General features: G+C 73.1%; 26 protein-coding genes, 2 pseudogenes and 1 riboswitch. Of the genes and pseudogenes, 17 read left to right on the top strand and 11 right to left on the bottom strand.

Annotated elements, in window-relative coordinates; genetic code table 11:
• Positions 1–32: 32 nt before the first annotated feature.
• Positions 33–701: a TetR/AcrR family transcriptional regulator gene (locus tag CRP30_RS09380; protein ID WP_097183656.1), complete on the bottom strand. Its 669-nt coding sequence runs from the start codon at positions 699–701 to the stop codon at positions 33–35.
• Between the two features lie 112 nt (positions 702–813).
• Here CRP30_RS09380 and CRP30_RS09375 point away from each other — a divergent pair, with 112 nt between their 5' ends.
• Entirely contained in the window at positions 814–2,145 is a 1,332-nt protein-coding gene (locus tag CRP30_RS09375; RefSeq protein ID WP_235003289.1) for an MFS transporter, read from the top strand.
• Between the two features lie 21 nt (positions 2,146–2,166).
• On the opposite strand, the gene CRP30_RS09370 is transcribed toward CRP30_RS09375, so the two are convergent.
• Positions 2,167–2,886 carry a class I SAM-dependent methyltransferase gene (locus CRP30_RS09370; protein WP_097183655.1) on the bottom strand — a complete coding sequence of 240 codons (720 nt, stop codon included), beginning with the start codon at positions 2,884–2,886 and terminating at the stop codon, positions 2,167–2,169.
• Between the two features lie 96 nt (positions 2,887–2,982).
• On the opposite strand from CRP30_RS09370, the gene CRP30_RS09365 reads away from it, so the two are divergent.
• On the top strand, positions 2,983–4,557 hold the full coding sequence (locus CRP30_RS09365) for an FMN-binding glutamate synthase family protein (protein ID WP_097183654.1): 1,575 nt from the start codon (positions 2,983–2,985) through the stop codon (positions 4,555–4,557).
• An 88-nt stretch (positions 4,558–4,645) separates the two neighbouring features.
• Here the strand turns inward: CRP30_RS09365 and CRP30_RS09360 are convergent, their stop codons facing one another.
• A complete protein-coding gene (locus CRP30_RS09360) occupies positions 4,646–5,269 on the bottom strand; it encodes an FMN reductase (RefSeq protein ID WP_097183653.1) in 624 nt (207 codons plus the stop codon).
• Positions 5,266–6,396 carry an LLM class flavin-dependent oxidoreductase gene (locus tag CRP30_RS09355; protein WP_097183652.1) on the bottom strand — a complete coding sequence of 377 codons (1,131 nt, stop codon included), beginning with the start codon at positions 6,394–6,396 and terminating at the stop codon, positions 5,266–5,268. Before CRP30_RS09355 ends, CRP30_RS09360 begins: the two co-directional genes overlap by 4 nt.
• A gap of 351 nt (positions 6,397–6,747) precedes the next feature.
• Here CRP30_RS09355 and CRP30_RS09350 point away from each other — a divergent pair, with 351 nt between their 5' ends.
• The 3 genes from CRP30_RS09350 to CRP30_RS09340 all read left to right on the top strand — a co-directional run bounded on the left by CRP30_RS09350 (position 6,748) and on the right by CRP30_RS09340 (position 9,083).
• A complete protein-coding gene (locus CRP30_RS09350) occupies positions 6,748–7,545 on the top strand; it encodes a hypothetical protein (RefSeq protein ID WP_097183651.1) in 798 nt (265 codons plus the stop codon).
• A gap of 99 nt (positions 7,546–7,644) precedes the next feature.
• Positions 7,645–8,154, top strand: coding sequence for a universal stress protein (locus CRP30_RS09345; protein WP_097183650.1), 510 nt, complete (start codon positions 7,645–7,647; stop codon positions 8,152–8,154).
• Positions 8,151–9,083 (top strand): SMP-30/gluconolactonase/LRE family protein, encoded by a 933-nt coding sequence (locus tag CRP30_RS09340; protein WP_097183649.1) that lies wholly within the window; start codon positions 8,151–8,153, stop codon positions 9,081–9,083. Before CRP30_RS09345 ends, CRP30_RS09340 begins: the two co-directional genes overlap by 4 nt.
• 4 nt (positions 9,084–9,087) lie before the next feature.
• Here CRP30_RS09340 and CRP30_RS09335 read toward each other — a convergent pair whose 3' ends face one another.
• A complete protein-coding gene (locus CRP30_RS09335; RefSeq protein ID WP_097183648.1) occupies positions 9,088–9,735 on the bottom strand; it encodes a TetR/AcrR family transcriptional regulator in 648 nt (215 codons plus the stop codon).
• 139 nt (positions 9,736–9,874) lie between these two features.
• Between CRP30_RS09335 and CRP30_RS09330 the strand changes: the two genes are divergently transcribed.
• The 6 genes from CRP30_RS09330 to CRP30_RS09305 all read left to right on the top strand — a co-directional run bounded on the left by CRP30_RS09330 (position 9,875) and on the right by CRP30_RS09305 (position 16,146).
• Positions 9,875–11,401, top strand: a complete 1,527-nt coding sequence (locus tag CRP30_RS09330; RefSeq protein ID WP_097183647.1) for a flavin-containing monooxygenase — start codon at positions 9,875–9,877, stop codon at positions 11,399–11,401.
• On the top strand, positions 11,401–12,246 hold the full coding sequence (locus CRP30_RS09325; protein ID WP_097183646.1) for an SDR family NAD(P)-dependent oxidoreductase: 846 nt from the start codon (positions 11,401–11,403) through the stop codon (positions 12,244–12,246). Before CRP30_RS09330 ends, CRP30_RS09325 begins: the two co-directional genes overlap by 1 nt.
• Before the next feature lie 125 nt (positions 12,247–12,371).
• Positions 12,372–13,370 carry a GNAT family N-acetyltransferase gene (locus CRP30_RS09320; RefSeq protein WP_159961655.1) on the top strand — a complete coding sequence of 333 codons (999 nt, stop codon included), beginning with the start codon at positions 12,372–12,374 and terminating at the stop codon, positions 13,368–13,370.
• Between the two features lie 43 nt (positions 13,371–13,413).
• On the top strand, positions 13,414–14,061 hold the full coding sequence (locus tag CRP30_RS09315) for a class I SAM-dependent methyltransferase (protein WP_097183644.1): 648 nt from the start codon (positions 13,414–13,416) through the stop codon (positions 14,059–14,061).
• Positions 14,062–14,193: 132 nt separating this feature from the next.
• A riboswitch (cyclic di-AMP (ydaO/yuaA leader) is annotated at positions 14,194–14,343 on the top strand.
• Positions 14,344–14,539: 196 nt separating this feature from the next.
• Positions 14,540–15,313 (top strand): aggregation-promoting factor C-terminal-like domain-containing protein, encoded by a 774-nt coding sequence (locus tag CRP30_RS09310; protein WP_097183643.1) that lies wholly within the window; start codon positions 14,540–14,542, stop codon positions 15,311–15,313.
• Between the two features lie 107 nt (positions 15,314–15,420).
• Positions 15,421–16,146 (top strand): DUF72 domain-containing protein, encoded by a 726-nt coding sequence (locus CRP30_RS09305; protein ID WP_097183642.1) that lies wholly within the window; start codon positions 15,421–15,423, stop codon positions 16,144–16,146.
• Position 16,147: 1 nt separating this feature from the next.
• Here the strand turns inward: CRP30_RS09305 and CRP30_RS09300 are convergent, their stop codons facing one another.
• Positions 16,148–17,170 (bottom strand): glycoside hydrolase family 3 N-terminal domain-containing protein, encoded by a 1,023-nt coding sequence (locus CRP30_RS09300; protein WP_159961652.1) that lies wholly within the window; start codon positions 17,168–17,170, stop codon positions 16,148–16,150.
• A 513-nt stretch (positions 17,171–17,683) separates the two neighbouring features.
• Here CRP30_RS09300 and CRP30_RS09295 point away from each other — a divergent pair.
• Positions 17,684–17,905 carry a hypothetical protein gene (locus tag CRP30_RS09295; RefSeq protein ID WP_097183640.1) on the top strand — a complete coding sequence of 74 codons (222 nt, stop codon included), beginning with the start codon at positions 17,684–17,686 and terminating at the stop codon, positions 17,903–17,905.
• Complete coding sequence (locus CRP30_RS09290; protein ID WP_097183639.1) at positions 17,905–18,345, top strand: hypothetical protein; 441 nt, start codon at positions 17,905–17,907, stop codon at positions 18,343–18,345. Before CRP30_RS09295 ends, CRP30_RS09290 begins: the two co-directional genes overlap by 1 nt.
• Positions 18,346–18,599: 254 nt before the next feature.
• Here the strand turns inward: CRP30_RS09290 and CRP30_RS09285 are convergent, their stop codons facing one another.
• Positions 18,600–18,983 carry a VOC family protein gene (locus CRP30_RS09285; RefSeq protein ID WP_097183638.1) on the bottom strand — a complete coding sequence of 128 codons (384 nt, stop codon included), beginning with the start codon at positions 18,981–18,983 and terminating at the stop codon, positions 18,600–18,602.
• A gap of 183 nt (positions 18,984–19,166) precedes the next feature.
• Here CRP30_RS09285 and CRP30_RS09280 point away from each other — a divergent pair, with 183 nt between their 5' ends.
• From CRP30_RS09280 to CRP30_RS09270, 4 genes and pseudogenes are all read left to right on the top strand, one after another.
• On the top strand, positions 19,167–19,412 hold the full coding sequence (locus CRP30_RS09280; RefSeq protein WP_097183637.1) for a type II toxin-antitoxin system Phd/YefM family antitoxin: 246 nt from the start codon (positions 19,167–19,169) through the stop codon (positions 19,410–19,412).
• Positions 19,409–19,540: pseudogene (locus CRP30_RS23430) on the top strand (type II toxin-antitoxin system YoeB family toxin); the annotation flags it as partial. The gene CRP30_RS09280 and the pseudogene CRP30_RS23430, both read left to right, overlap by 4 nt.
• A gap of 25 nt (positions 19,541–19,565) precedes the next feature.
• A pseudogene (locus tag CRP30_RS23425) lies at positions 19,566–19,661 on the top strand (type II toxin-antitoxin system YoeB family toxin); the annotation flags it as partial.
• 44 nt (positions 19,662–19,705) lie between these two features.
• Complete coding sequence (locus CRP30_RS09270; protein ID WP_097183636.1) at positions 19,706–20,107, top strand: hypothetical protein; 402 nt, start codon at positions 19,706–19,708, stop codon at positions 20,105–20,107.
• Here the strand turns inward: CRP30_RS09270 and CRP30_RS09265 are convergent.
• From CRP30_RS09265 to CRP30_RS09245, 4 genes are all read right to left on the bottom strand, one after another.
• Positions 20,104–20,544: a hypothetical protein gene (locus CRP30_RS09265; protein WP_097183635.1), complete on the bottom strand. Its 441-nt coding sequence runs from the start codon at positions 20,542–20,544 to the stop codon at positions 20,104–20,106. The two genes, CRP30_RS09270 and CRP30_RS09265, sit on opposite strands and share 4 nt — an antisense overlap.
• A gap of 1 nt (position 20,545) precedes the next feature.
• Positions 20,546–21,313, bottom strand: a complete 768-nt coding sequence (locus tag CRP30_RS09260; protein WP_235003288.1) for a GAF and ANTAR domain-containing protein — start codon at positions 21,311–21,313, stop codon at positions 20,546–20,548.
• 223 nt (positions 21,314–21,536) lie between these two features.
• On the bottom strand, positions 21,537–22,481 hold the full coding sequence (locus tag CRP30_RS22260; protein ID WP_159961649.1) for a sensor histidine kinase: 945 nt from the start codon (positions 22,479–22,481) through the stop codon (positions 21,537–21,539).
• Positions 22,478–23,314, bottom strand: a complete 837-nt coding sequence (locus CRP30_RS09245) for an MEDS domain-containing protein (protein WP_159961646.1) — start codon at positions 23,312–23,314, stop codon at positions 22,478–22,480. The genes CRP30_RS22260 and CRP30_RS09245 overlap by 4 nt, the downstream gene beginning before the upstream one ends.
• Positions 23,315–23,343: the final 29 nt, after the last annotated feature.

Genomic DNA, 23,343 nt, shown 5'->3' with positions numbered 1-23,343 from the left:
GCTGGTCCGGAAGCGCAGGGGAGCCGCAAAGGTCACCCGGGCGGGCGAGGTGCGGCGGATCCGGCCGGACCGTCGCGTCGTTCCAGCAGGCCGATCACGATGCCGGCGGCGACCTCGTCGTCCTCGCGCAGCAGCGCGGCCTCGCCGCGTTCGACGCGGGCCAGCATCAGCTCGTTGATGCCGCCGACGGCGGCGACGAGCAGGTCGCGGCTCACGGAACGCACCTCGTCCGGGTGTTCCTCCGCGAGTCCGTGCGCGACCTCGGTGAGCAGCTCGACGTAGCGGTCGATCATCTGCCGTCGCAGCACCAGTGCGGGGCGGCCGGCGGCCTGGACCTCCACGAGCGCGGCCCAGGCGACGGCCGGACCGTCGGCCAGCGTCGCCAGGTAGGCACCGACCCCCGCGCGCAGCCGGTCCCGCCAGGGCAGGCCCGCGCGACGGGCGTCGTCCTGGGCCTGCCGCACGGTGGCGAGGACCTTGTCGTTGGCCCGCGAGTACAGCTCGAGGAGACAGTGCTCCTTGTCCCGGAAGTGGGCGTAGACGACGGTCTTCGACACCCGCGCTGCGGCGGCGATGTCGGCGATGGTCGTGGCCTGGTAGCCCTTGGCCGCCATGCAGGTGGCGAGCGCCCACAGGATCCGGCCGCGTCGTGGTGCGTCGTCCACCGCCGGGTCGTCGGCGGGATCGACCAGCGTGTGCATCGCGAGAACTGTAACGGCCTCGGAGGGAGGGGTGAGCGAACTCACCCGGCGTCGTCGGAAGCTGCGTCGCCGGTCCGGTGTCTGCCTTGAGGTGAGGAAGCAGCGGGCCGCGGTGGCCGCACCGACCGGCGCCCGGCCGATGGGTCGCGCCTACGTGGTGTGGCTGGTGGGACTGCTCGCCTACGCGGTCGCGGTCTTCCACCGGGCCTCCCTGGGCGTGGCGGGCGTCGACGCGCAGGAGCGGTTCTCCGCCGGCGCCTCGGCCGTCTCGCTCTTCCTCGTCCTCCAGCTGGCCGTCTACGCCGGGCTGCAGGTCCCGGTGGGCGTCGCCGTGGACCGGTTCGGGTCGCGGCGGATGATCATCGCCGGCGCGCTCACCATGGCGGCCGGTCAACTGGTGCTGGCACTGGCCACCGACGTCCCGACGGCGATCGCCGCCCGGGTGCTGGTGGGCGCCGGTGACGCGATGACGTTCATCAGCGTGCTGCGGGTGGTCGGGCTGTGGTTCCCCGGCAGCACCGTCCCGCTCATGACCCAGCTGACCGGCATCCTCGGTCAGGCCGGCTCGATCGTCGCCGCCTACCCCCTGGTCGCCGTGCTGCACGGCACCAGCTGGCAGACCACGTTCCTCGGTGCCGCGGCCACCGGCGTCGTCGTCGCGATCCTCGTCGCCGTGGCCCTGCGCGATGCCCCGATCGGCACCGAGCCGGCGCCGGTGGCGGGGCTCCGGGAGCTGCGCGGCAACCTGATGGCGACCTGGCGGGAGCCGGGCACGCGGATCGGGCTGTACACGCACCTGGTCACGCAGTTCTCCGGGACCGTCTTCGCCCTGCTGTGGGGCTACCCGTTCCTGGTGCTCGGGCAGGGGCTGTCGCCGGCCGGGGCCGCCGCGCTCCTGACCCTCCTGGTGCTCGTCGGCATGGGGGTGGGCCCGCTCTTCGGCCGGTTGTGCGGGCGCTGGCCGCTGCGCCGGTCGGACCTCGTGTTCGGCATCCTCGCCCTCACCGCCGCCACCTGGACCGTCGTCCTCCTCTGGCCGGGGCAGGCCCCGCTGCCGCTGCTGGTCGTGCTGGTCGTCGTCCTCGGGACCAACGGGCCGGGTTCGATGATCGGGTTCGACTACGCGCGGACCGAGAACCCGGCCGAGCGCATGGGCAGCGCCAGCGGAGTCGTGAACGTCGGCGGTTTCGTCGCCTCGCTGCTCACCGTGCTGGCGGTCGGGGTGGTGCTCGACCTGCTCACCCCCGGGTCGTCGACGGCGTACGAGCTGGACGCGTTCCGGGCGGCGTTCGCGGTGCAGTACGTGTTCTGGGCCGTCGGCCTCGTCGGCGTGGTGCGGCACCGCCGGGTGCTCCGGGCGCGGCTCGCCCGCGACGGCGTCGTGCTGGCCCCCCTGCGGGTCGCCGCCCGCGCCCGGCTCCGTGGGGCCCCCACCGCCCGGTGAGCTCGGGGGGAATGGCGCGGATCAGCGCTGCAGCTCGGCGATGACGATCGCCTGGGCGGTGTAGAGCAGCCGGTCGTACCGGGTGCCCCACACCTCCTCGACCGGCACCTGCTCCCACCGGTTGGACGGGCCGAGGCGGCGCAGCGCCGTCAGCCGGGTGAACCCGAACCGGCCGTCCTGCAGCTGCCGATCCAGCTCGAGGTTGTAGCCGACCGGGTGGGAGCACCACAGCCGTCCGCCGGGGGCGAGCAGGGACGTCAGCCGCTCGATGGCGCGGGCCGGTTTGCCGGGGTCCTGGACCTCCTCGTCCAGCCCCACGTGCTCGAGCGTGCTCACCGCCAGCACGAGGTCGTAGGGCCCCGGGAGGTCGAGCTCCGCGACGTCGGCGTTGAGGACGCCGGCCGCGCGCTCGTACTTGTCCACGACGGTGTGGCCCACCGCCTGGTAGTGGCCCAGGACGTTGCCGACCTCCAGCACCCGCCCGCCCGCCGCTCCGGCGAGCACGGCGGCGGCCAGGGGCACCTCCACGGCGCGCTCGTTGAGCCACGTCCAGTTGTAGGCATGGCGGAGATAGCGGTGCTCGACGCCGTCGTACCGGAAGGTCGCCGTCGACGGACGCCCCGCCCGCGGGCGGTGCGCGGCCCAGCGCACGGCCCAGGTGGCGCAGTCGGCGAGCACCGGGCCGACCCCGCGCTCGCGCACGTGCCCGCCGACGCGGCGGGCGATGGTCGCAGGGTGCATGGCGGGGGAGTCTAGGGAGCGCTGCAGCCATCCGGTCGCGGAGCCGGTCGCCTCCGCGCATGCTTCCGGCACCCGGACCGTCGGAAGGGCAGGACCATGAACCGAGTCGCTCGTGCCGCCGCTGCCGGGTTGTCGGCGGTCGCCGCCGTCGCAGCCCGGGACCTGCTCCAGCGCGAGCACACCCTGTTGCGCAACTTCCCGGTGCTCGGGCACGCCCGGTACCTGCTCGAGGCGATCGGACCCGAGCTGCGGCAGTACCTGGTCGCCGGAAACAACGAGGAGCGCCCGTTCACCCGGGACCAGCGGCGGTGGGTCTACGCCTCGGCCAAGGGCGACAACAACTACTTCGGTTTCGGCACCGACAACGACCTCGAGTACACCGCCGGCTACCCGGTCATCAACCACCGGACGTTCGGGCGGGCGGTGCCGGCGTCCAACGTCCACGCCGGGCACGACGTCGACCTGCCCGCGGCCAAGGTGCTGGGTGCGGCCCGGGGCCGCCGGCACGCCTTCCGCCCGGCCTCGGTGGTCAACATCTCGGCGATGAGCTACGGCTCGCTGTCCGGCGCCGCGGTCGAGGCCCTCAACCGCGGCGCGGCGCTGGCCGGGTGCCTGCACAACACCGGCGAGGGCGGGATCTCACCGCACCACCGGCACGGCGGCGAGCTGGTGTTCCAGCTCGGGACGGCGTACTTCGGCTGCCGGGACGAGGAGGGCCGCTTCGACCTGCAGCGGCTCAAGGCGCTGGTGGCCGGAGCGCCGGTGCGGGCGCTGGAGATCAAGCTCAGCCAGGGCGCGAAGCCGGGGCTCGGGGGAGTGCTGCCGGCGGCGAAGGTCTCGGCCGAGATCGCCGAGACGCGGGGGGTGCCGCAGGGCGTGGACTGCATCAGCCCGTCGCGGCACGCCGAGTTCTCCGACACCGACAGCCTGCTCGACTGGGTGGAGCTGCTGGCCGCGGAGACCGGGCTGCCGGTCGGCATCAAGTCCGCCGTCGGCGACATGGCGTTCTGGGAGGAGCTGACCGACCTCATGGCGGCGGGGGACCGCGGGGTCGACTTCGTGACGATCGACGGCGGCGAGGGTGGCACCGGCGCCGCGCCGCTGATCTTCACCGACTCCGTGTCGCTGCCGTTCCAGCTGGGCTTCGCCCGCGTCTACGCGACGTTCGCGCGCAAGGGGCTGGCCGAGGACGTCGTGTTTATCGGCGCGGGCAAGCTGGGCCTGCCGGACAACGCGATCGTGGCCTTCGCGCTCGGGTGCGACATGGTGAACGTGGCGCGCGAGGCGATGCTGGCGATCGGCTGCATCCAGGCGCAGAAGTGCCACACCGACACCTGCCCGACGGGCATCGCCACGCAGAACGCCTGGCTCAGCCACGGGCTGGACCCGGCGCTGAAGTCGGTGCGGGCGGCGGGCTACGTGCGCACCCTGCGCCGGGACCTGCTGAAGGTCTCCGAGGCCTGCGGTGTCGAGCACCCCGGACTCGTCGACTCCGGCTCGGTCGAGATCCTGACCGGCCGGACGGCGTCGACGCCGCTGCACGAGGTGTACGGCTACGAGCCGGGCTGGGGCCTGCCGTCGGCCGCGGACCGTGCCGAGATCGCCCGGATCATGGCCGGTGACTCGCCGCAGGGCGGCACGGCGCCGCCGTCGGAGGACGCGGTCGGCTGAGCAAGGACCCCGTCCCCCTCATCGCTCCCAAGCTCGCGACGAGCCTCTGGACGGGGCCTTCATGGCCATTTCGGCCCTTCAGTGGCCGCTACCGGCCCTTGAGGAGGTCCTCGAAGGACGTCGTCGGGTCGGCGAAGGGGTCCACGGGCCGCGACGTGGCCGGTCGGCCGGACACAAGGTCGGCGAGCTCGCCCGCCGCACGGTCGATGCGGCCGACCAGCGCGCTGTCGGCGCCGCCCGGTCCGGCCCAGTCCTCCGTCGCCGCGAACACGGCCGTGGGCACGGTGACCGCCCGCAGGTAGGAGAACAGCGGCCGGACGGCGTGCTCCAGAGCCAGGGAGTGCCGGGCCGTTCCCGCGGTGGCGCCGAGCAGCACCGGCTTGCCCACCAGCGCCTCCTTGTCCAGCACGTCGAAGAACGTCTTGAACAACCCGCTGTAGGACGCGGAGAAGATCGGCGTGACCGCGATCAGCGCGTCGGATCCGGTGACCGTGTCCACCGCCGTCCGCAGCGCCTCGTTGGGGAACCCGGTCACCAGGTTGTCGGCGAGGTCGCGGGCGTGTCCGCGCAGCTCCACGACCTCGACGGTGGTGTCCTCGCCGCGGGCCTTCAGCGCCTCGACGGCGGCGGCGGTGAGCCGGTCGCCCAGCAGCCGGGTGGACGACGGGTTGCTGAGGCCGCCGCTGACGACGGCGAGCGTGCGGGTGGTCATCGCGCCTGCCCCGTCACCGAGTCGGCGGGGGCGTGCACGGTGGAGTCCTTCCCGCCGCCGGCCGCGGCCACCAACGAGGCGTGCGTGGGCGCCTCCGGGACGTGGGCCGGCTTGAGGGCGGCGAACTCCTTGCGGAGCACCGGCACGACCTCCTCGCCGAGCAGGTCGAGCTGTTCGAGGACCGTCTTCAGGGGCAGGCCGGCGTGGTCGATGAGGAACAGCTGGCGCTGGTAGTCGCCCACGTAGTCGCGGAAGCCGAGGGTCCGCTCGATGACCTGCTGGGGGCTGCCGACGGTGAGCGGGGTCTGGGAGCTGAACTCCTCGAGCGAGGGGCCGTGCCCGTAGACCGGCGCCTCGTCGAAGTACGGCCGGAACTCCGCCACGGCGTCCTGGCTGTTTGTGCGCATGAACACCTGCCCGCCGAGCCCGACGATGGCCTGGTCGGCGCTGCCGTGGCCGTAGTGCTCGTAGCGGCGGCGGTAGAACTCGACCATCCGCTGGGTGTGCTCCGGCGGCCAGAAGATGTGGTTGTGGAAGAAGCCGTCGCCGTAGTACGCGGCCTGCTCGGCGATCTGCGGGCTGCGGATCGAGCCGTGCCAGACGAAGGGCGGGACGCCGTCCAGCGGGCGGGGGGTCGAGGTGAAGCCCTGCAGCGGGGTGCGGAACTTCCCCTCCCAGTTCACGACGTCCTCACGCCACAGCTGCCGCAGGAGCGCGTAGTTCTCGACGGCGAGCTCGAGGCCGTCGCGGATGTCCTTGCCGAACCAGGGATAGACCGGACCGGTGTTGCCGCGGCCCATCATCAGATCTACCCGGCCCTCGGCGAGGTGCTGCAGCATCGCGTAGTCCTCCGCGATCTTCACCGGGTCGTTGGTGGTGATCAGCGTGGTGGACGTCGACAGCTGGAGCGTCGAGGTCTTCGCGGCGATGTAGGCCAGCGTGGTGGTGGGGGAGGAGGAGAAGAACGGCGGGTTGTGGTGCTCACCGAGGGCGAAGACGTCGAGCCCGACCTCTTCGGCCTTCTGGGCGATGGCGAGGACCGCCTTGACCCGCTCCGCCTCGGTCGGGGTGCGGCCCGTCGTGGGGTCCGGGGTGATGTCGCTGACCGTGAAGATGCCGAACTGCATGACGTTCTCCGTCTTTAGTTGAGAGTGCAACTATTGTTCCGCACAACATGCCGTGCCCATGATCTATGCCCGCACGTTCCGTCCCGTCCGACGAGACCGCGGACGGCACCCGAGGCGACGCAACGTAGCTGCCCTGGCACCGTCCGCCGAACTACGCCGGTGCCATCCTCACGGTCCGGTCACGGTGCCCGGCCCGGATCGGCCACGTCTGGCACTGTCCGCCTGGGTAGCAGTGCTCAGCAGGGGGAGACGATGGTGCGGAACGTGTCCGGCAGTGCAGGGACGCGCGGGGGTGGGACGAACGGAGAGCCTTCGGAGGCGCCCGTCAGGCGCGGTGACCTCGACGAGCTGATGGACCACCGGCCGGTCTTCCGCGCCAGGTTGCACGGGTACGACCGTCTCGAGGTCGACAACTACACGGCCTGGGCGGAGGGCGAGCTCATCGCCGTCCGCAAGCAGGTCGACCACCTGCTGAGCCGGTTCGGTGAGACCTCGGCGGAGCTGGAGATCTCCCGGCGCCTGCTCGCCGACGCCCCGCGCGGACGGGATGCCTTCCCCGTCTCCGAGCGCGTGCAGGAGATGCTCCGGCTGGCCTCCGACGAGGCGGCCGCGCTCACCGAGGCAGGCGCGCGGGAGGCCGAGCGGATCGTGGCCGAGGCGCGGACGGAGGCCGATGCGCGCCTGCGCAAGGCCCACCAGATCAAGGAGATGGCGGTCGACGCCGCCGACGAGCTGCTCGACCACGCCCGCCGTGACCGCGCGGCGGCCGCAGCGGAGCGGGACCGCGCGAAGGGCGAGGCCGCGGAGATCCTGCGCCAGGCGGCCGCTGAGCGGGAGCGGCTGGCCGAGCTCGCCGCGCAGGAGCGCGACCGGGCGGCGGCCGACGCATCGGCGCGCCTGGCCGACATGGGGGCGGAGGTCGACGAGCTGCGGCGGCAGCGCGACCAGGCCCGGCAGCTGCTGCGCGGGCTGACCGACCGCCTCGGCGAGGCATTGCAGGCGGTTGCCGACATGGCGCCCCCGGACCGGCCCCGCACCCACGTGATGCACGGCAACGTCGCCGTCGAGGGGGGCGAGCAGGTGTCCGAGGTCCGCGACGACGGCAACGTGGTTGTGATGATGGGCCGTCCAGCGCCGGTTCCGCACTGAGTTCCCGCGCTCGGGATCGCGCCGGGCGGCCGTCCCGGACCGTGGGCGAGGGTGCTGGTGAGAGGCTTGCGCCAGGCACCGGAACCGAGGGAGGCAGCGATGGACGACGTCACTGAGGTCGTGCGGGTCGAGGGCGGGATCGTCGTCGGGCACGACGGATCGAAGAGCGCGCAGGAGGCACTGGTGTGGGCCGGCCGCCTGGCGTGCCGCGCCGATCTGGACCTGCACGTGGTCCGGGCGTGGGCCATGATGACCGCCCCGCAGCCGAGTAGCTGGACGCCCGGGTACGTGCCGCCGCTGCCCGACTGGGAGAAGGCCGTGCTCGGGGAACTGACCGCGCACGTGAAGGCCGCCGGCCTCGACCCATCGGTGCGGGTCACGTGCCACGTCGTGCACAAGGCGGCCGCGCAGGGGCTCATGACCGCCGCCGAAGGCGCCAGCCTGCTGGTCATGGGTGCCCGCGGCCGGGGCGGCTTCCGCGGCCTGCTGCTCGGCTCGACCAGCGACCAGCTGGTGCACCACGCGCCCTGCCCGGTCACCGTCGTCCGGACCGGGGTGACCGGTCGCGAGATCGAGGCTCCGTCCGGCAGCGTCGTGCACGCCGAGTGACCCGGCCGGGGGGCTTCGCCGCGGTCCAGCTGTTCCCCGTCGCCGGCCACGGTGCCGAGGACGTCCTGGTCGACCCCGCCGGCCAGGTCCTCACCGGTGTCGAGGACGGGCGCATCCTGCGGCTGGACCCCTCGACGGGCGACGTCGAGACGGTCGCCACGGTGCCCGGGCGCCCGCTCGGGCTGGAGTTGCTCGGAGCGGGCGAACTGCTGGTCTGCTCCTCCGACGCCGGTCTGCTCGCCGTCCCGACGGCCGGGGGAACGGCGCGCACGCTGGTCGACCGGTTCGAGGGCCGGCGCCTGGGCGCGGTGAACAACGCGGCGGTCGCCGCCGACGGGACCATCTACTTCAGCGACTCCTCGACGCGGTTCCCGATCCCGCAGTGGCGGGCCGACCTCGTGCAGCGCTCCCGCAGCGGGCGTCTCCTCCGGCGTGACCCGGACGGAGCGGTGACCCAGCTGCTCGGTGGGCTGGAGTTCGCCAACGGCGTCGCGCTGTCCGCCGACGGCTCGTTCGTCGCGGTGGCCGAGACCGGCGCCCGGCGGATCCGGCGGGTGTGGCTCGACGGGCCGCGGCGGGGCACCGACGACGTCCTGGCGGACGAGCTCTGGGGCTATCCGGACAACATCGCGCTGGGCTCCGACGGGCTGATCTGGGTGGCCGTCGCCAGCCCGCGCGTCGCCGCGCTGGACACCATCTGGCGGTTGCCCTCGGCGGCCCGGGCGGTCGTCCGCCGCCTGCCGGAGCGTCTGCAGCCCTCGCCGGACCCGGTCGTCGGCCTCGTCGCGCTGGACGGCGACGGCCGGGTGGTGGAGGAGCGACGCGGGCTGCTCGACGGCTTCGGGATGCTCACCGGCGTCCGGGAGTCCGGCGGGACGCTCTGGCTGGGCAGCCTGACGGCGGACAGCGTGGCGAGCCTTCCCCGCTGAGCGGTCAGTCCGCTGGCGCCGTCCCGTAGATGGCACGCAGCCAGACCTCGAGCAGCACGTCCACGACGGCGGACTCGGCGACGGCCGGCCCGTCGCCGCTGAACGTCGCGTACAGGGCCCGTTCGTTCATCGAGGTCAGCAGCACCGCGAGGTCCCGGGCGGGCGGTCCCGGAGGAGCCGCACCGCGGGCCCGCTCCGCGTCGATGGCGACCGCGCAGCGCTGCGCCCAGTCGTCGAACACCCGTGCCCAGAGCTCGCGGATCTCGGCGTTGGTCGACCGCGCCTCGGCCCAGGCGAGGGTGAGCGCGCGGTGTGCCCGGAAGGTTTCGAAGTAGGTGGTGATCGCCAGGCGCCAGCCTGCGCGCGGTCCGGCGGCCGGGAGGAGCGACGCGTCGAGGGTGGCCGCGTCGGCCTCGGCCACCACGCGGTCGAGCAGCGAGAGCAGGACGGCGTCCTTGGAGGCGAAGTAGAAGTAGAAGGTCGGGCGGGAGATGCCGGCGCCGCGGGCGAGGTCGTCCACCGAGATGGCGCTCAGCGGCTTCTCGGCCAGCAGCCGCTCCGCCGTGGCGAGGATGGCCAGCTCGCGGTCGTCGCCCGAGGGGCGGGCGGCCCGTCGCCCCCGAGGGGACGTCTCGCTCACGGTCTCCGGCATGACCGGAGAATAGCGCCGGCGACCCGTTTCTCGACACCGTGTTGACTCGTTCGACAGTGCGTCGATAACGTCGGCCCGCAGTGTTCCTGCGCCGACCACCCCCGCCGGTCCCGGCCGGCCCGTCCCCAGGAGTGCGCCCATGGCAGCGGAGCAGACCGTGATCGAGCCCGGCCCGACCGAGCACGTCCCGACCGAGCACGTGGACGTCCTCGTCGTCGGCGCCGGCCTGTCCGGCATCGGCGCCGCCTGCCACCTGCAGGAGGAGTGCCCCGACAAGACCTACGCCGTCCTGGAGTCCCGGGGCGCCATCGGCGGGACGTGGGATCTGTTCCGCTACCCGGGCATCCGGTCGGACTCGGACATGTTCACGCTCGGCTACGCCTTCCGCCCGTGGAAGGACTCGAAGGCCATCGCCGACGGCGAGGCCATCCGCACCTACATCCAGGACACCGCGCGCGAGTACGGCGTCGAGCAGAAGATCCGCTTCCACCACCAGGTGCTCTCGGCCGACTGGTCGAGCGACGACGCCCGGTGGACGGTCACCGCGCGCCGGACCGACACCGAGCAGACGGTGCGGTTCACCTGCTCGTGGCTGCAGGTGTGCTCGGGCTACTACCGCTACGACGAGGGATTCCGCCCGACGTTCGAGGGCGAGGAGCGATTCGGCGGCGAGGTCATCCACCCCCAGCACTGGCCGGCGGACTTCGACGGCAGCGGCAAGCGGATCGTCGTCATCGGCAGCGGCGCCACCGCCGTCACCCTGGTGCCGAACCTGGCCGGTGAGGCCGAGCACGTGACCATGCTCCAGCGGACCCCGAGCTACGTGATGTCGCTGCCCGGCCGCGACCCGCTGGCCACCTTCCTGCGCAACAAGCTGCCGGCGAAGCTCGCCTATCCGATCGTGCGGTGGAAGAACGTCCTGGTCTCCACCGCCTTCTACCAGTTCAGCCAGCGCTTCCCCGGGGCCGCGCGGAAGCTGCTGCGCAGCCTCACGCAGAAGCAGCTGCCCGGCATCGACGTCGACACCCACTTCAACCCGCCGTACAACCCCTGGGACCAGCGGCTGTGCCTGGTGCCCGACGGCGACCTGTTCCGGGCACTGCGCCGCGGGCAGGCCTCCATCGCCACCGGCCGGATCGCCACCTTCACGGAGAAGGGCGTCCAGCTGGAGTCGGGGGAGCACCTGGACGCCGACGTCGTCGTCACCGCCACGGGGCTCAACCTGCTGCCCATGGGCGGGATGTCGCTCAGGCTCGACGGGACCCCGGTCGACGTGTCCGAGACCGTCTCCTACAAGGGGATGATGCTGTCCGGCGTCCCCAACTTCACGATGGTCATCGGCTACACCAACGCGTCCTGGACGCTCAAGGCCGACCTGGTCAACCGCTACGTCTGCCGGCTGCTCAACCACCTGGACGCGCACGGGTACGCCGCCGCGACGCCGGTCGCGCCGCCGGAGGGTGCCGACCAGCCGTTCCTGGACCTGGCGTCCGGCTACGTCCAGCGCAGTCTGGCCGACCTGCCCAAGCAGGGGCGGCGCAAGCCGTGGCGGCTGCACCAGAACTACATCCGCGACGTCCAGCTCATGCGCCGGGGCCCGCTCGAGGACGAGGGCATGACCTTCCAGCTGCCGTCGGCCGGCACGTCGCAGAAGGCGGTCGCCTGATGGGCCCGTACCAGTTCGCCGGCGGCACCGCCGTCGTCACCGGAGCCGCGAGTGGCATCGGGGAGGCGCTCGCCGTCCAGCTCGCCGCTCGGGGCAGCTCGCTGGTCCTCGTCGACCGCGACGAGGACCGGCTGGCCGGCGTCGCCGACCGGTTGCGGTCGGCCCACCCGGCGCTGACCGTCGTCACGCACGTCGCCGACCTCTCCGACGACGCGCAGACGGCGGCCCTCGCGACCACGCTCGCCGGTGAGCACCCGGAGACGACCCTGCTGGTGAACAACGCCGGCGTGGCGCTGGGTGGCCGCTTCGACCAGGTGACCCTCGAGGAGTTCGACTGGGTCATGGCCGTCAACTTCCGCTCGGTCGTGCGGCTCACCCACGCGCTGCTGCCGGTGTTGAAGGCCCATCCCGGCTCGCACGTGGTGAACGTGTCCAGCGTGTTCGGCATCTTCGCCCCGGCGGGGCAGGCGGCCTACTCGGCGAGCAAGTTCGCCGTCCGCGGCTTCTCCGAGTCGGTGCGGCACGAGCTGGCCGAGAACGAGATCGGAGTGACCGTCGTCCACCCGGGTGGGATCAAGACGCGGATCGCCGAGAGCGCGCGGACCGGGTCCGGCGTCTCCGTGGAGGAGTACGAGGAGGGCCGCAAGCAGTTCGCCAAGCTGCTGTCGATGCCGCCGGAGAAGGCGGCCGCGCAGATCATGGCGGCCATCGAGAAACGGCGTCCGCGGCTGCTCATCGGCTGGACGGCCAAGGTCCCCAACGTGCTGGTGCGCCTCCTGCCCGGCAGCTACTGGAAGCTCATCGCCCGCCGCGCGGCCCCGGCCAAGCCGCCGGTCGCCGCGTAGCCACCCGGACACGCACGCGGGCGGTCATCGGGCAGCCGGTTGCCGCCCGTTCGCGTGAGAGGGCGGTTTCCGGCGCCGGTGGTCACCGGCCGGAAACCGTTTGCGGGGGCCGGTAGAACGAGGTGGTGACCTCCCGCATCGTCGAGCTGGGCCCGGACGACGACCTCTTCCCCGCCTGGTGCGAGGTGTGGACGGCGGCGCAGCGGGCCGAGCGCCCGGACGACCCGCCCCGGCAGGCCGGTGACCACGCGGCGCTGGGGCGTGAGCTCCTCGCCGGTGGGTCCCGCAGCGGCACCCACCGGGCGCTCGTCGTGGACGGTGCCGTCGTCGGGGCGCTGCGGCTGATCTTCACGCTGCGGGACAACACCGGCGTCGCCACCCTCGACCTCGCGGTGCACCCGGGCCACCGGCGCCGCGGCCTGGGGAGTCGGCTGCTCTCGGAGGCCGGCCGACTGGCGGCCGCGCGGGGTCGCACCAGCATGATCGCCGACGTCGACGAGCCGGTTCCCGACAACCCGGGACGGGCCTTCGCGCTCCGGCACGGCTGGACCTGCGACCTGCTGGAGACCCGCCGCGACCTCCTGCTCCCGCCCGACGAGGAACGCCTCGCCGCGCTGGAGGCGGAGGCCGCGGTCGCCGGGGCGGAGTACGAGCTGGTCACGTGGCGCGACCGGACGCCGGACCACCTGCTGGACGACCGCGCGCTCCTGTGGCGCCGCATGACGACCGACGCCCCGCAGGGTGACCTGCCGGTCGAGGAGGAGGACTGGGACGGCGGGCGCATCCGGGAGTGGGAAGCCAACTCCCTGGCCCGGGACCGGACGGTGCTCTCCGCCGGAGCACTCCGCGACGGCCGGCTCGTGGCCTTCACCGACCTGCACGTCCCGCTCGCCCAGCCCGAGCGCGCCCAGCAGTCGGGGACGTTGGTCCTGGGCGAGCACCGCGGGCACCGGCTCGGCGCGCGGATGAAGGCGGCGGTGCTGCGGGACCTGGCGGCCGCCTTCCCCCAGGTCCGTCGGATCACCACCTACAACTCCGAGGGCAACCGGCCGATGGTGGCGGTCAACGAGGCGCTCGGTTTCCGCCCGGCCGGACAGCTCTCGTGCTGGTCCACCCGGCTCTGACCGCACCCGTGAGCGAGCACCGACCGTCGGGTTGACTGGCCCGGTGACCGCCGAGCGACCCGTGCCCGCCACCTTCGTGCGCGACCACACCCGGCCCGACCGGCCGTCCCTGGTCCCGGAGGTCACGCTGCGCGTCTCCGCCGACGTCGTCGCGCTCTGGGAGGCCATCGAGACGGAGCGGGGCGTCGCCCCCACCGACCCGCCCTTCTGGGCCGCCGCCTGGCCGGGCGGCCAGGCGCTGGCCCGCTACGTGCTGGACACCCCCGCCTCGGTCGCCGGGCGCTCGGTGCTCGACCTCGGTGCGGGGAGCGGCCTGGTCGCCGTCGCCGCGGCGCTCGCGGGGGCGGCCCGCGTGCTGGCCAGCGACGTCGACCCCTTCTCGCACGCGGCGGTCGCGGTCAACGCGGCGGCGAACGGGGTGGCGCCCATCGCCGTGCTCGGGGACGTGCTGGGGGACGAGCCGCCCGCCGTCGACGTCGTCCTGGCGGGCGACGTCTGCTACGACCGGGTGATGAGCGAGCGGGTGCTGCCCTGGCTCGAGGCCGCCCGCGCCCGCGGCGCCGACGTCTACCTGGGCGACCCCGGCCGGCCCTACGTGCCGGTCGACCGGCTGGAGCGGGTGGCAACCTTCGACGTCCCGGACACCGAGGGCCCACAGGTTCGCCGGACGACGGTGTGGAGGCTGCCGTGACGGGTGGGGCGAGATGCATCACGCCGCCGATTGCCGCTCCGGCATTGTCACGTCTCGATAACGGCGGTTACCTTGGCCGGGTCCGGTCGGTTGTTCCTGCCCCATCCGGGGCGGCCGCGCCGGACGCCGCCGAGTCGCCGAAGGCCGAGACCGAGCCGACGGCGAGCCGGGGACCCACCGCAGTACTGGGGTGAATCCTGCTCCGAGCTCCGCTCGGGGCGGGTAGGGCTGCTTCCCGCCCGAATCCGTCAGCTAACTCGGTAGGCGGCCATGGAAGAGCGCCACGAGAAGGAGAGCCACCGCCTGGCCCGTCCGCGGGCCGACCGTGCACGCAGCAACCGATCAGGACCGTCGCGCGGCTTCTCCCTGCGCTGACCCGGCCCGTCGGGCCCGCTGCTGCCCCTCACCGCAGTGCACCGCCCGCGCCCTCGCGCGCCGGGAGGGCCGCTGCGCCTGCCACCCGGAGCACCCGCACCTCATGAACCTCCGCACCATCACGTCCCGCACCGTCACGTCCTCGTCCCGCCGCGGCGGCGCCGACACGCGCCGGCCGCCCGTTGCCGGGCGCCGTCCGGCCCTCTACCTGGCGGTGGCCGCAGCCGGCGCCGTCATGGTCGGCGTGCTCTCCGCCGGCGAGCCGGCCGTCGAGGCGGCCCAGCTGGAGTCGGTCAGCGTCGCCGAGCAGCTCGGCATCCCCGCCCAGCCGGCTCCGGTCGCCCAGGACGAGCTGATCGCCCCGCTCGAGCAGCTGGCCGCCAGCCGCAGCGAGCGCGACGCCCTGCAGGCCGAGGCCGTGGCCGCCCAGGCCGCCGCCGACCAGGCCGAGCGCGACCGCATCGCCGCCGAGGAGGCCGCCGCGAAGGCCGCCGCCGAGGAGGCCGCCCGCGTCGAGGCGGCCCGCGTGGCCGAGGCCGAGGCCGCCGCCGCGCGCCCCGGGCAGGGCACCGCCGCCGCGACCGCCCCGTCGGGCTCCTACAAGGAGTACGCGATGAGCAAGGTCGGCAGCAGCAGCGAGTTCTCCTGCCTGGAAAACCTGTGGGGCAAGGAGAGCGGCTGGAACCCCAACGCGCAGAACCCCAGCAGCACCGCCTACGGCATCGCCCAGTTCCTGAACTCGACCTGGGCCGGCACCGGCATCGCCAAGACGTCGGACGGCTACCGCCAGATCGACGCCGGGCTCATCTACATCGAGAAGGCCTACGGCTCGCCGTGCGCCGCCTGGGGGAAGTCGCAGTCCAGCGGCTGGTACTGAGAGGACCCCGCCGCCCCCCACCGCTCGCACGCTCGCGGCGGGCCCCTGCGGCGGGGCCGTTCCATCAGTACGTCTCCGCGTCCGTCCCGGTCGGGTAAGGGGGCGCGGTGGCGGTGCACATCGGGACGTCGGGGTGGAGCTATGACCACTGGGACGGCGTCCTGTACCCGCCGGGGACGCCCCCGCGGGACCGGCTGGCGCACTACGTGCGGCGGTTCGGCACCGTCGAGCTGAACGCCAGCTTCTACCGGTGGCCGCGCGACGTCAGCTTCGCCGGCTGGCGCCGCCGCCTGCCGGAGGGCTTCCAGCTGTCGGTCAAGGCGCCGCGCGGGCTCACGCACGCCAAGCGGCTGTTCGCCCCGGAGCCGTGGCTGCCGCGGCTCACGTCCGCCTGGCACGAACTGGGAGCCCGGCGGGCGGTCCTGCTGCTGCAGCTGCATCCCGCCCACGAGCGGGACGACGCCCGCCTGGACTACCTCCTCGCCCGGCTGCCGGACTGGATGCGGGTCGCCGTCGAGTTCCGGCACCCGAGCTGGCACGACGACGCGGTGTTCGAGCTGCTCGAGCGCCACGGCGCGGCCTACTGCGTGATGAGCGGCGCCGGCCTGCCGTGCGTCCTGCGGGCGACGGCGCCGTTCGTGTACGTGCGGATGCACGGTCCCGACCACGACCACCTCTACGCAGGTTCCTACGGCGATGCGGACCTGCGCTGGTGGGCCGACCGGGTAGGGGAGTGGCGCGATGCAGGCCGCGACGTCTACGTGTACTTCAACAACGACGGGTACGGGCACGCCGTCCGCAACGCCGAGCGGCTGCGCGAGCTCGTCGGCTGACTCACCCGGGCAGCAGCCCCGCGCCCTCCTTGGCCAGCAGCGCGGTGCGCACGGCCTCGTCCACCGTCGCGGCGAACGACTGATCGGCGGCGTCGCGCGCCAGCACGGCGTCGATCATCTCGGGCACGAGGGCGGGGTCGACGGTGAGGACGAGCGTGCCCCCGGCGGCGAGGAACCGGACGGCGCGGTCACCGGGCGGGACGTCCTGGACGGCGCGGGCATTGCCCAGGTCGTCGGAGATGACCACCCCCTCGAAGCCGAGCTGCTCCCGGAGGAGCCTGGTGACCACCGCCGGTGAGAAGGCAGCCTGCTCGTCGGGGTCGATCCTCGGATAGGTCGCCGACGACACCATGACGAACGGGTCGGCGGGGGAGTCCGCCAGCTCCGCGAAGAGCGTCACCTGCGGATCGTCGGGGCCGGTGACCGGATCGGTGACGTCGGCGGTGGTGTCGGTGTTGGCGTCGACCAGGCCGAGGCCGGGGAAGTGCTTGAGGGTCGCGGTCACGCCGGACCGGTCCAGCCCGTCGACGACGGTCCCCGCAGCGGTGGCCACGGCCTCGGCGGTGCCGCCGTACTGCCGGTCGAAGGAGCCGATGGGCTCGTTTGCGGCTTCGGTGCCGGGCGGGACGACGTCGGCGACGGGGGCGAGATCGAGGCTGATCCCCGCCGAGGCGAGGCTCGCGCCCATCGTCTCGGCGAGCGCCGCCAGCTCGGGCGGCGGGAGCACCCCCTGCGCCAGGGCGGAGGGCAGAGGTTCGAAGCCGGGGCCCCTGAGCGCCTGGACGGCGCCGCCCTCCTGGTCGACGGCGACCCACAGGTCCGGGCCGGGGGAGAGGGACTGCCAGCGCGCGGCGATCGCGGCCAGGTCCGTGGCCGGCAGCTCGGACCGCCCCGCCATGAAGAGGCCACCCACGCCTGCCTGCGCGATCGCGTCGCCGCTCGCGAGGTCGTCGAGCGGCACTCCGGCGACGAAGAGCTGGGCCACCTGGGACCGCCGGTCCAGCCCGGTGAGGACGTCGTCCACCCGGTCCTCAGGGCCAGGAGTCTCAGGTGCCGGCGCGCTGTTCGGCGTCGTCGTCTCCGCGCGAGGAGAGGACGGGCTCGACGAGGAGCAGGCGGTCGCGAGCGCCGTCAGCAGGCACAGGAGGGCGGCAGTGCCCCTCTGGCGGCCGGCGGTCGGCATGCGTCTCCTCGTCGTCGGAACTGGGTGCGACGCGGCCAGTGTCCCGCGAGGGGCAGGCGGACCGGACGCCGCCCAGTTGCCGACCACCAGACCGCCAGTGGCCGCCGGGCAGACCAGGCGGGTGGACGAGGGCGTCAACGGCGGCTGCAGCGCTGGCGACCCGGGCGCAGGGCACCGGACCGACTGACGCCACGGCGAGCTTCGGCCCGGAGGACGTGCCGCCGGTCACCACAGCGAGCGCGGCCACTCCTGGGCCCGACGGCTACCGCGCGGGCACCGTGCACTACCTCGACGCCTCCGGTCGGGAGGTCACCACTGCCACCCCCGCCGGGCCGGACGCCCCGGCGTCGTGCCATGGCGCGGTTCAGCCTGAGCACCTCCAGCGGCGACGGTCTCGACCTGCTGCGCAGCCGCGGCCCGCTGGTGCGCCTGTCGGTCGGCAGCGATCCGGCGAACGTGCATGTGGTCCACGACGTCAGCACCTACACCTGCGACGAGGGCAAGCCCGACCGGGCCATCAGGGTAGCGATTCCCGGAAAGAAGCCCGCACGGCAACCGCACTACTATGTGGATTGATGAGCATGAAAGCTTCGGATAGTGTTCGCCGGTCTCTCGACAGCTACTTCGCGAGGCATGATCTCGATGCGGCCATCGAGGTGCTCAGTGCGGCCGAAGAGGACGGAAATCTGGAGTTGAAGATTTCCAATCGAGCGGCCGGTTCCGCGTCGGTTACCGTCCTAGTTGCGCCGTTCGAGGACGATCGTTATGGGATCTATATCTTCATCGGCGAGGATCAGAGTCCAATAGAGATCGAGGGCCCTCTGAACATCGGTCGAGCGGAATGTCGTCCTGCCCTGGAGGATCTCGCGGACGTCATGGACAGCGTGCTTGCTGGCGAGGTCTACGAAGAATTCGACGAGGACGGGGACTTCGTAGCCTGCGGCATCTGGGATCCGGAGCGTTCGGACGACGAATCCGATGGTGTCCGACGCCGGATGTTCAAGGCCTGGACCTAAAGTTTCCAATTGGCGACCAAGTCTGATGCAACTATCGGATAGCGCGTGCGCGAGCGTGGTTCGTCAGAAGTCGGACATTGGCAGCGAGCGCCTCGTGTTCGGCCAGCGGGCAGCCGACATAGCTAGACCGCGTCGAGCCGGCCTGCACGTATTGCGAGACGCTGCCGGGACGTAGCAGCGGGGCTCCGTTCCCGTAAGGCAGCAATGGCGACGGCTCGCCCGCTGAACGAGTGCTGCGCTCGTCTCCCACGGTGTCAGCGCTGGTCCCGTCGGAGCGGATGGTCGTTGGGGATTTCGACGAGCACGATGCGGACGCCGTCGGGGTCCTCGATCCACATCTCGACCAGGCCCCACGGTTCGAGCCTCGGTGGCTGGGTGATCGTCACGCCCGCGGCCGTCAGGCGGGCGTGCTCGCTCGCGACATCCCGCACCTGGATCCACAGCGCCAGACCGTGCGGCGGCTGGTCGCCGTGCCCGGACACCTCCAGCAGCCCGTTGCCCAGGAAGTAGACGACGCCGCGGTGCTCTGGCGGGCCGAACTCTCGGTACACCGCCAGCCCGAGCACGTCGCCGTAGAACGCCCGTGACCGCCGGGGGTGGGTCGGACGCAGCAGTACGCGACTGCTCAGAACCTCCATGTCCGCATCCTGACGCAGCGGCGGGGGAGCGGCCCCGCCCTGTGTGGCGCTGCCGCCTCCGTGATCGCTCGGCCTCCACGCCGCCGGCCGTACCGGCGGCCGTATGGGCACCCGGGGTCCGGCCCCGGCGCAAGGTGATGCCAGGCGGCGATACCGTTTCCCGTACCACTCCGAGGGGGCGCTATGTCGATCACCGCCAGTGAAGCCCGGCAGCGGTTGTTCCCGCTGATCGAATCGGTGAACGACGACCAGATCGCGGTGGAGATCGTCTCCAAGAAGGGGACGGCGTACCTCGTCTCGGCGGACGAGTACCGCTCCCTCAAGGAGACGGTGTACCTCCTGCAGTCGCCGAAGAACGCACAGCGTCTGCGGGAGAGTGTCGCGGAGGCACGCGACGGCGGTGCGGTTCCGCACGACCTGACCGAGTGAGGACCGCCTTCACCTCGCACGGCTGGGACGACCGCGCGAGCTGGCTCGAGGACCGGAAGACGCTGGAACGCCTCAATCGCCTCATCCGCGAGGCTGCGCGAGATCCGGGTGAGGGCACCGGGAAGCCCGAACGACTGAGCGGGGGACCTCTCCGGCTGCTCGTCACGACGCGTCGGTCAGGAGCACCGCCTCGTGTACACCGTCGACGACGAGCAGTCGGTCATCGTCCAGGCGCGCTACCACTACTGACGTCGCTCCCGCCGTGTCGGGGTCCGGGGTAATACCGTCGGGCCATGGGTGGCGAGCAGGAGCAACCAGAGCCCCAGACGGCGACCGGCAAGCTGGTCGGGCGGTCGATCGACGAGTTCGTCCACCAGCTGCGCGGGTTCACCGACCGCGCGCGCTCCGTGGCCGGCGCCGTCCCGGCGCGGTTGCACCTGCCCGCACTGCCGTCGCCGCCCGGCGCGATGAGCGCGGCCCAGGTCAGCGCCATCGCACAGACGGTGCGCGCCCAGCGGGAGTCGATCTCCGCGATCCGCGCCCAGCTCGACGCCTTCGACCAGCAGCTGGGCGTCTTCGAGCGGATCCTCGACCCCCTGGTCGAGTGGAGCGGCACCTGGGCACAGCTGGAGAAGGCCGTCGGCGACTTCGTCCGGCCGAACAACGGCGAGGGCGGCAGGGCGCCCGAGGCCTAGATGCCCGGAAGGTCCTCGTCGTCCGGGCGGGGCCTGCGGCGCAGGAGGCCGGTCACCGAGCCCACCCGGTCCTGCGCCACCCGCAGCCCGTGGATGAGCGGCACCAGGTCCTCCTGGATCCGGCGGAGGGTGTCGGGGACGGTGTCGACGACCGGGTCGTCGAGCACCCGGCCCACCCGCTCGATGCCGGGCTTCAGCGCGCGCACCGGCTCCTCGAGCTCCTCGACCAGGTCCTCGAGGCGCTCGGCGATGCGCTGGGCGGAGGCGATCGTGGCGTGCGCCTTCGTGGTCGCCTCGGTCAGCTCCTTCACGGTGCCGTTGAGGTCGCTGAGGGTGCGGGGGAGCTGGGCCAGCGCCTCGGTCTGGGTCTGCAGCAGGCTGAGGAGCTCGGTCAGTCCGGGTATGCGGGGCATCCCGAGCCCGCGGAAAGGGTCCACGTCAGCAACCGTCCGCGACCGCGCCGGTGCCCGCAACCCCGTGCCGGGTCGGTAGGCCCGGGACGTCGCCGGTGGCGACGAAGCGTTCCGCGATGTCGCGCACCTTCGTGTTGGTCTGCATGGACACCCGGGTGAGCGCCCGGAACGCCTGGTCGGGGGTGAGCGTGAAGCGTTCCATCAACATCCCCTTGGCCTGGTCGATCACGGCTCGGGAGTCCAGCGCCGTGGCGAGGTGATCGGCTCGTTCCACGGCGCTCTCGTACAGGTACATGTTCGACACCGGGACGACGGCGTAGTCGGCGAAGCGCGAGACCAGGGCGCGGGTCCGCCGGTCGGACACGGTGAACCGGCGCGCGTAGACGTTGAGGGCCCCGGCCACCTTCTCGCGCACCGGGAGCGGGAAGGAGATCACGCTTCCGCAACCGGCTGCCGCTGCGTGCGGAGCGAAGTCCGGCCAGTCCGACGGCGCCCGCGTGTCCACGATCTCGGACGTCTGCCCGGTGGAGGCCGCCGCCAGGCAGGGGCCCGAGTCGAGGCGGTACTGCTCCTCGTCGAGCCGGAGGGCCAGCTCACCGCTGCTGGCGACGGTGGAGGGCCCCCGGTCGGTCAGGATGGTCAGGGAGATCACCGGTTCTCCCGGGAGCACCCCCGCCGCGAGCGCGGTGACTCGTTGCAGGAGCGACTCGAGGGAGTGCTCGGCGAAGGAGAGCCGGCCGAGCTCGTCGAAGGCCGGCTGGACGGCGACAGCGTCGTCGTCAGGGGGAATCACTGCGATAGCTCCGTGGAGGTTGCACCGGACGGAGCCGTGCCGGCGGACAACGACAGGACCCCGTGGTGTTCCAGGGTCCGTCAGAAGGAGGGACGTGCGTCCCCGCCCGCGCGCCGGCTGTGTGACGCACTGGGGGCAGCATAGTCGCGGCGCACCCGGCGTCCGCGCAACCTCGGTGAGCGGCGGCACCGGAGAGTTCGAGGCGGGGGGACCGCGCCGGCGCTCAGCGCCAGGTGGTGACCCGGATCGTGGTGCCGCGGTCGGCGGAGCGCAGCTGCACCAGGTCGCACAGCTGGTTGACCAGGTAGACCCCGCGACCGCCCTCCTGCTCCAGGGTGGGCATCCGCCGGCCGGTCAGCGGATCGTCGACCTGCCCGGAGTCGCTGAACTCGACGATCGCGGCACCGGGCGTCGCCCACATGGCGACCGTCCCCGTGCCGCCGCCGTGGCGGACGCTGTTGGTCGCGAGCTCGGACGCGGCCAGCGCCAGGACCTCGACCTTCTCCTCGGGGAGACCGATCGTGCGGGCGTACTGGGCGACGGTCCGCCGGGTCGCCGGGACGTCGGCGGCACCGTAGATGCCCCGGAGCACGGCGTCGGTGGGCCGGGGGAGTTCTGCGCCGAACAGCTCGGCGACCTCTCCCGGCGAGTAGTCCGGGCTCGTCCGTCGCCCCGCCGTCGTGCCGGCCAGCGGATGCGTGTGCAACGCCCCCCGGACGACGGCGCGGGGGAGGTGCACCTCGTCGTACGGGCACAGCAGGCGCCAGGACGGTCCGCCGTCGAAGGCGGTGTTGAGCAGCAGCTCGTGCAGGCGGCACTCCGCGAACTCGGCCTCCCGCCGTCCGACGAAGGCAGGCTCGCCGACTCCCCGGAGCCGGCGTCCGGCGGCGGTCTGCTCGCGCAGCAGCCGGTCCCAGACGGCGATGATCGCGGCCGGATTGCGCCCGACCTCGGCCATGTCGCGGAGGTCCACCGCGGAGGCGTCGTCGCCGAGGGCGTCGCGGAGCAGCTCCAGCCGGTTGCGGGGCAGCGCCGCCACCACGGTCTCGTCCTGCTCCAGTCCCTCCCGGACGAAGGGCAGCAGACCGTCGAGGAAGTCCTCGTCGCTCCGGTAGAACAGCGCCTCGTGCTCGAAGCCGGGCACCGGCTCCTGCAGGACGGCGGTCACGCGGCGAACCGGACGGCGGCGACGTCGCCCAGGCCCAGCACCTGCCACATCCGCCGGAGCAGCGGGGACGCGCCCCGCACCTCCAGCGGAAGCGACCGGCGGTCCAGGTCCTGCGCCCAGTGGGCGATGACCCGGGACCCGGCGACGTCCACGAACTCCAGGCGCCCCAGGTCGAGCACCGCGCGGTCGCCGCTCACCGGGGAGGAGGCGAGCACCCGGGCCAGCCGGTCGGCCCCGAAGGTGTCGACGCTGCCGACGAGGGCGACCCGGTCGTCGTCGAAGAAGACCTGGAAGGGCGGTGGAGCCTCCGGCGCGTGCACCAGCGGGTGCACCGACGTTGCTGCGGCGAGGGCGGCCTGCGGGATGCCGCGGTGGTAGGTGCACATCGCGGACATCCCGGACCCCTGCGCCATGTACTCGTCCGCGAGGTGTTCCCACCGGATGAGGACGTCCCGCGTCCCCGGGTCCACCGCCAGGCCGCCCACATCGGCGACGACGCGCAGCCCCCGGTAGCCGTCGGCGATCGCCGTGCGGGTCGCCTCGTCGTAGAACGCGAACTGTGCCTCGGGGGTGAAGGTGCCGGTCGCCTCGTACGCCTCGGCGAGGGTCAGGGTCGACAGGGCGCCGTCGGCGATCAGCGCGTCGGTGTCGCCGAGCGGCGCGATGCCGCCGTCCAGGCTCTCGATGACGCGCTCCCCGACGCAGAGCAGCCGCTCTCCGCGCGCGACCCCACCGGCAAGGAACTCGCGGACGGCGGCGTCGAAGGCGTCGTCGTCCTCGCCGTACACCCAGCAGAGATGGTCCGCCGACGCTGCCGCGGGGACGTCGGTCACTGCTCCGTGTGCGCGCACCTACCCAAGGT

The sequence above is a fragment of the Blastococcus haudaquaticus genome, from assembly GCF_900230285.1.
Lineage (GTDB): Bacteria > Actinomycetota > Actinomycetes > Mycobacteriales > Geodermatophilaceae > Blastococcus_B > Blastococcus_B haudaquaticus.
The sequence above is the reverse complement of the archived record's forward strand: the minus strand, read 5'-3'. Positions and strand labels throughout refer to the sequence as shown.

Bases quoted from the DNA above. Each gene is read 5' to 3' on its own strand.
- CRP30_RS09285 (WP_097183638.1), bottom strand. From the start codon at position 18,983: ATGGAGGTTCTGAGCAGTCGCGTACTGCTGCGTCCGACCCACCCCCGG.
- CRP30_RS09330 (WP_097183647.1), top strand. From the start codon at position 9,875: ATGGCAGCGGAGCAGACCGTGATCGAGCCCGGCCCGACCGAGCACGTC.
- CRP30_RS09290 (WP_097183639.1), top strand. From the start codon at position 17,905: ATGAGCATGAAAGCTTCGGATAGTGTTCGCCGGTCTCTCGACAGCTAC.
- CRP30_RS09355 (WP_097183652.1), bottom strand. From the start codon at position 6,396: ATGCAGTTCGGCATCTTCACGGTCAGCGACATCACCCCGGACCCCACG.
- CRP30_RS09310 (WP_097183643.1), top strand. From the start codon at position 14,540: ATGAACCTCCGCACCATCACGTCCCGCACCGTCACGTCCTCGTCCCGC.
- CRP30_RS09280 (WP_097183637.1), top strand. From the start codon at position 19,167: ATGTCGATCACCGCCAGTGAAGCCCGGCAGCGGTTGTTCCCGCTGATC.
- CRP30_RS09335 (WP_097183648.1), bottom strand. From the start codon at position 9,735: ATGCCGGAGACCGTGAGCGAGACGTCCCCTCGGGGGCGACGGGCCGCC.
- CRP30_RS09345 (WP_097183650.1), top strand. From the start codon at position 7,645: ATGGACGACGTCACTGAGGTCGTGCGGGTCGAGGGCGGGATCGTCGTC.
- CRP30_RS09350 (WP_097183651.1), top strand. From the start codon at position 6,748: ATGGACCACCGGCCGGTCTTCCGCGCCAGGTTGCACGGGTACGACCGT.
- CRP30_RS09270 (WP_097183636.1), top strand. From the start codon at position 19,706: ATGGGTGGCGAGCAGGAGCAACCAGAGCCCCAGACGGCGACCGGCAAG.
- CRP30_RS09295 (WP_097183640.1), top strand. From the start codon at position 17,684: ATGGCGCGGTTCAGCCTGAGCACCTCCAGCGGCGACGGTCTCGACCTG.
- CRP30_RS09325 (WP_097183646.1), top strand. From the start codon at position 11,401: ATGGGCCCGTACCAGTTCGCCGGCGGCACCGCCGTCGTCACCGGAGCC.
- CRP30_RS09360 (WP_097183653.1), bottom strand. From the start codon at position 5,269: ATGACCACCCGCACGCTCGCCGTCGTCAGCGGCGGCCTCAGCAACCCG.
- CRP30_RS09380 (WP_097183656.1), bottom strand. From the start codon at position 701: ATGCACACGCTGGTCGATCCCGCCGACGACCCGGCGGTGGACGACGCA.
- CRP30_RS09370 (WP_097183655.1), bottom strand. From the start codon at position 2,886: ATGCACCCTGCGACCATCGCCCGCCGCGTCGGCGGGCACGTGCGCGAG.
- CRP30_RS09365 (WP_097183654.1), top strand. From the start codon at position 2,983: ATGAACCGAGTCGCTCGTGCCGCCGCTGCCGGGTTGTCGGCGGTCGCC.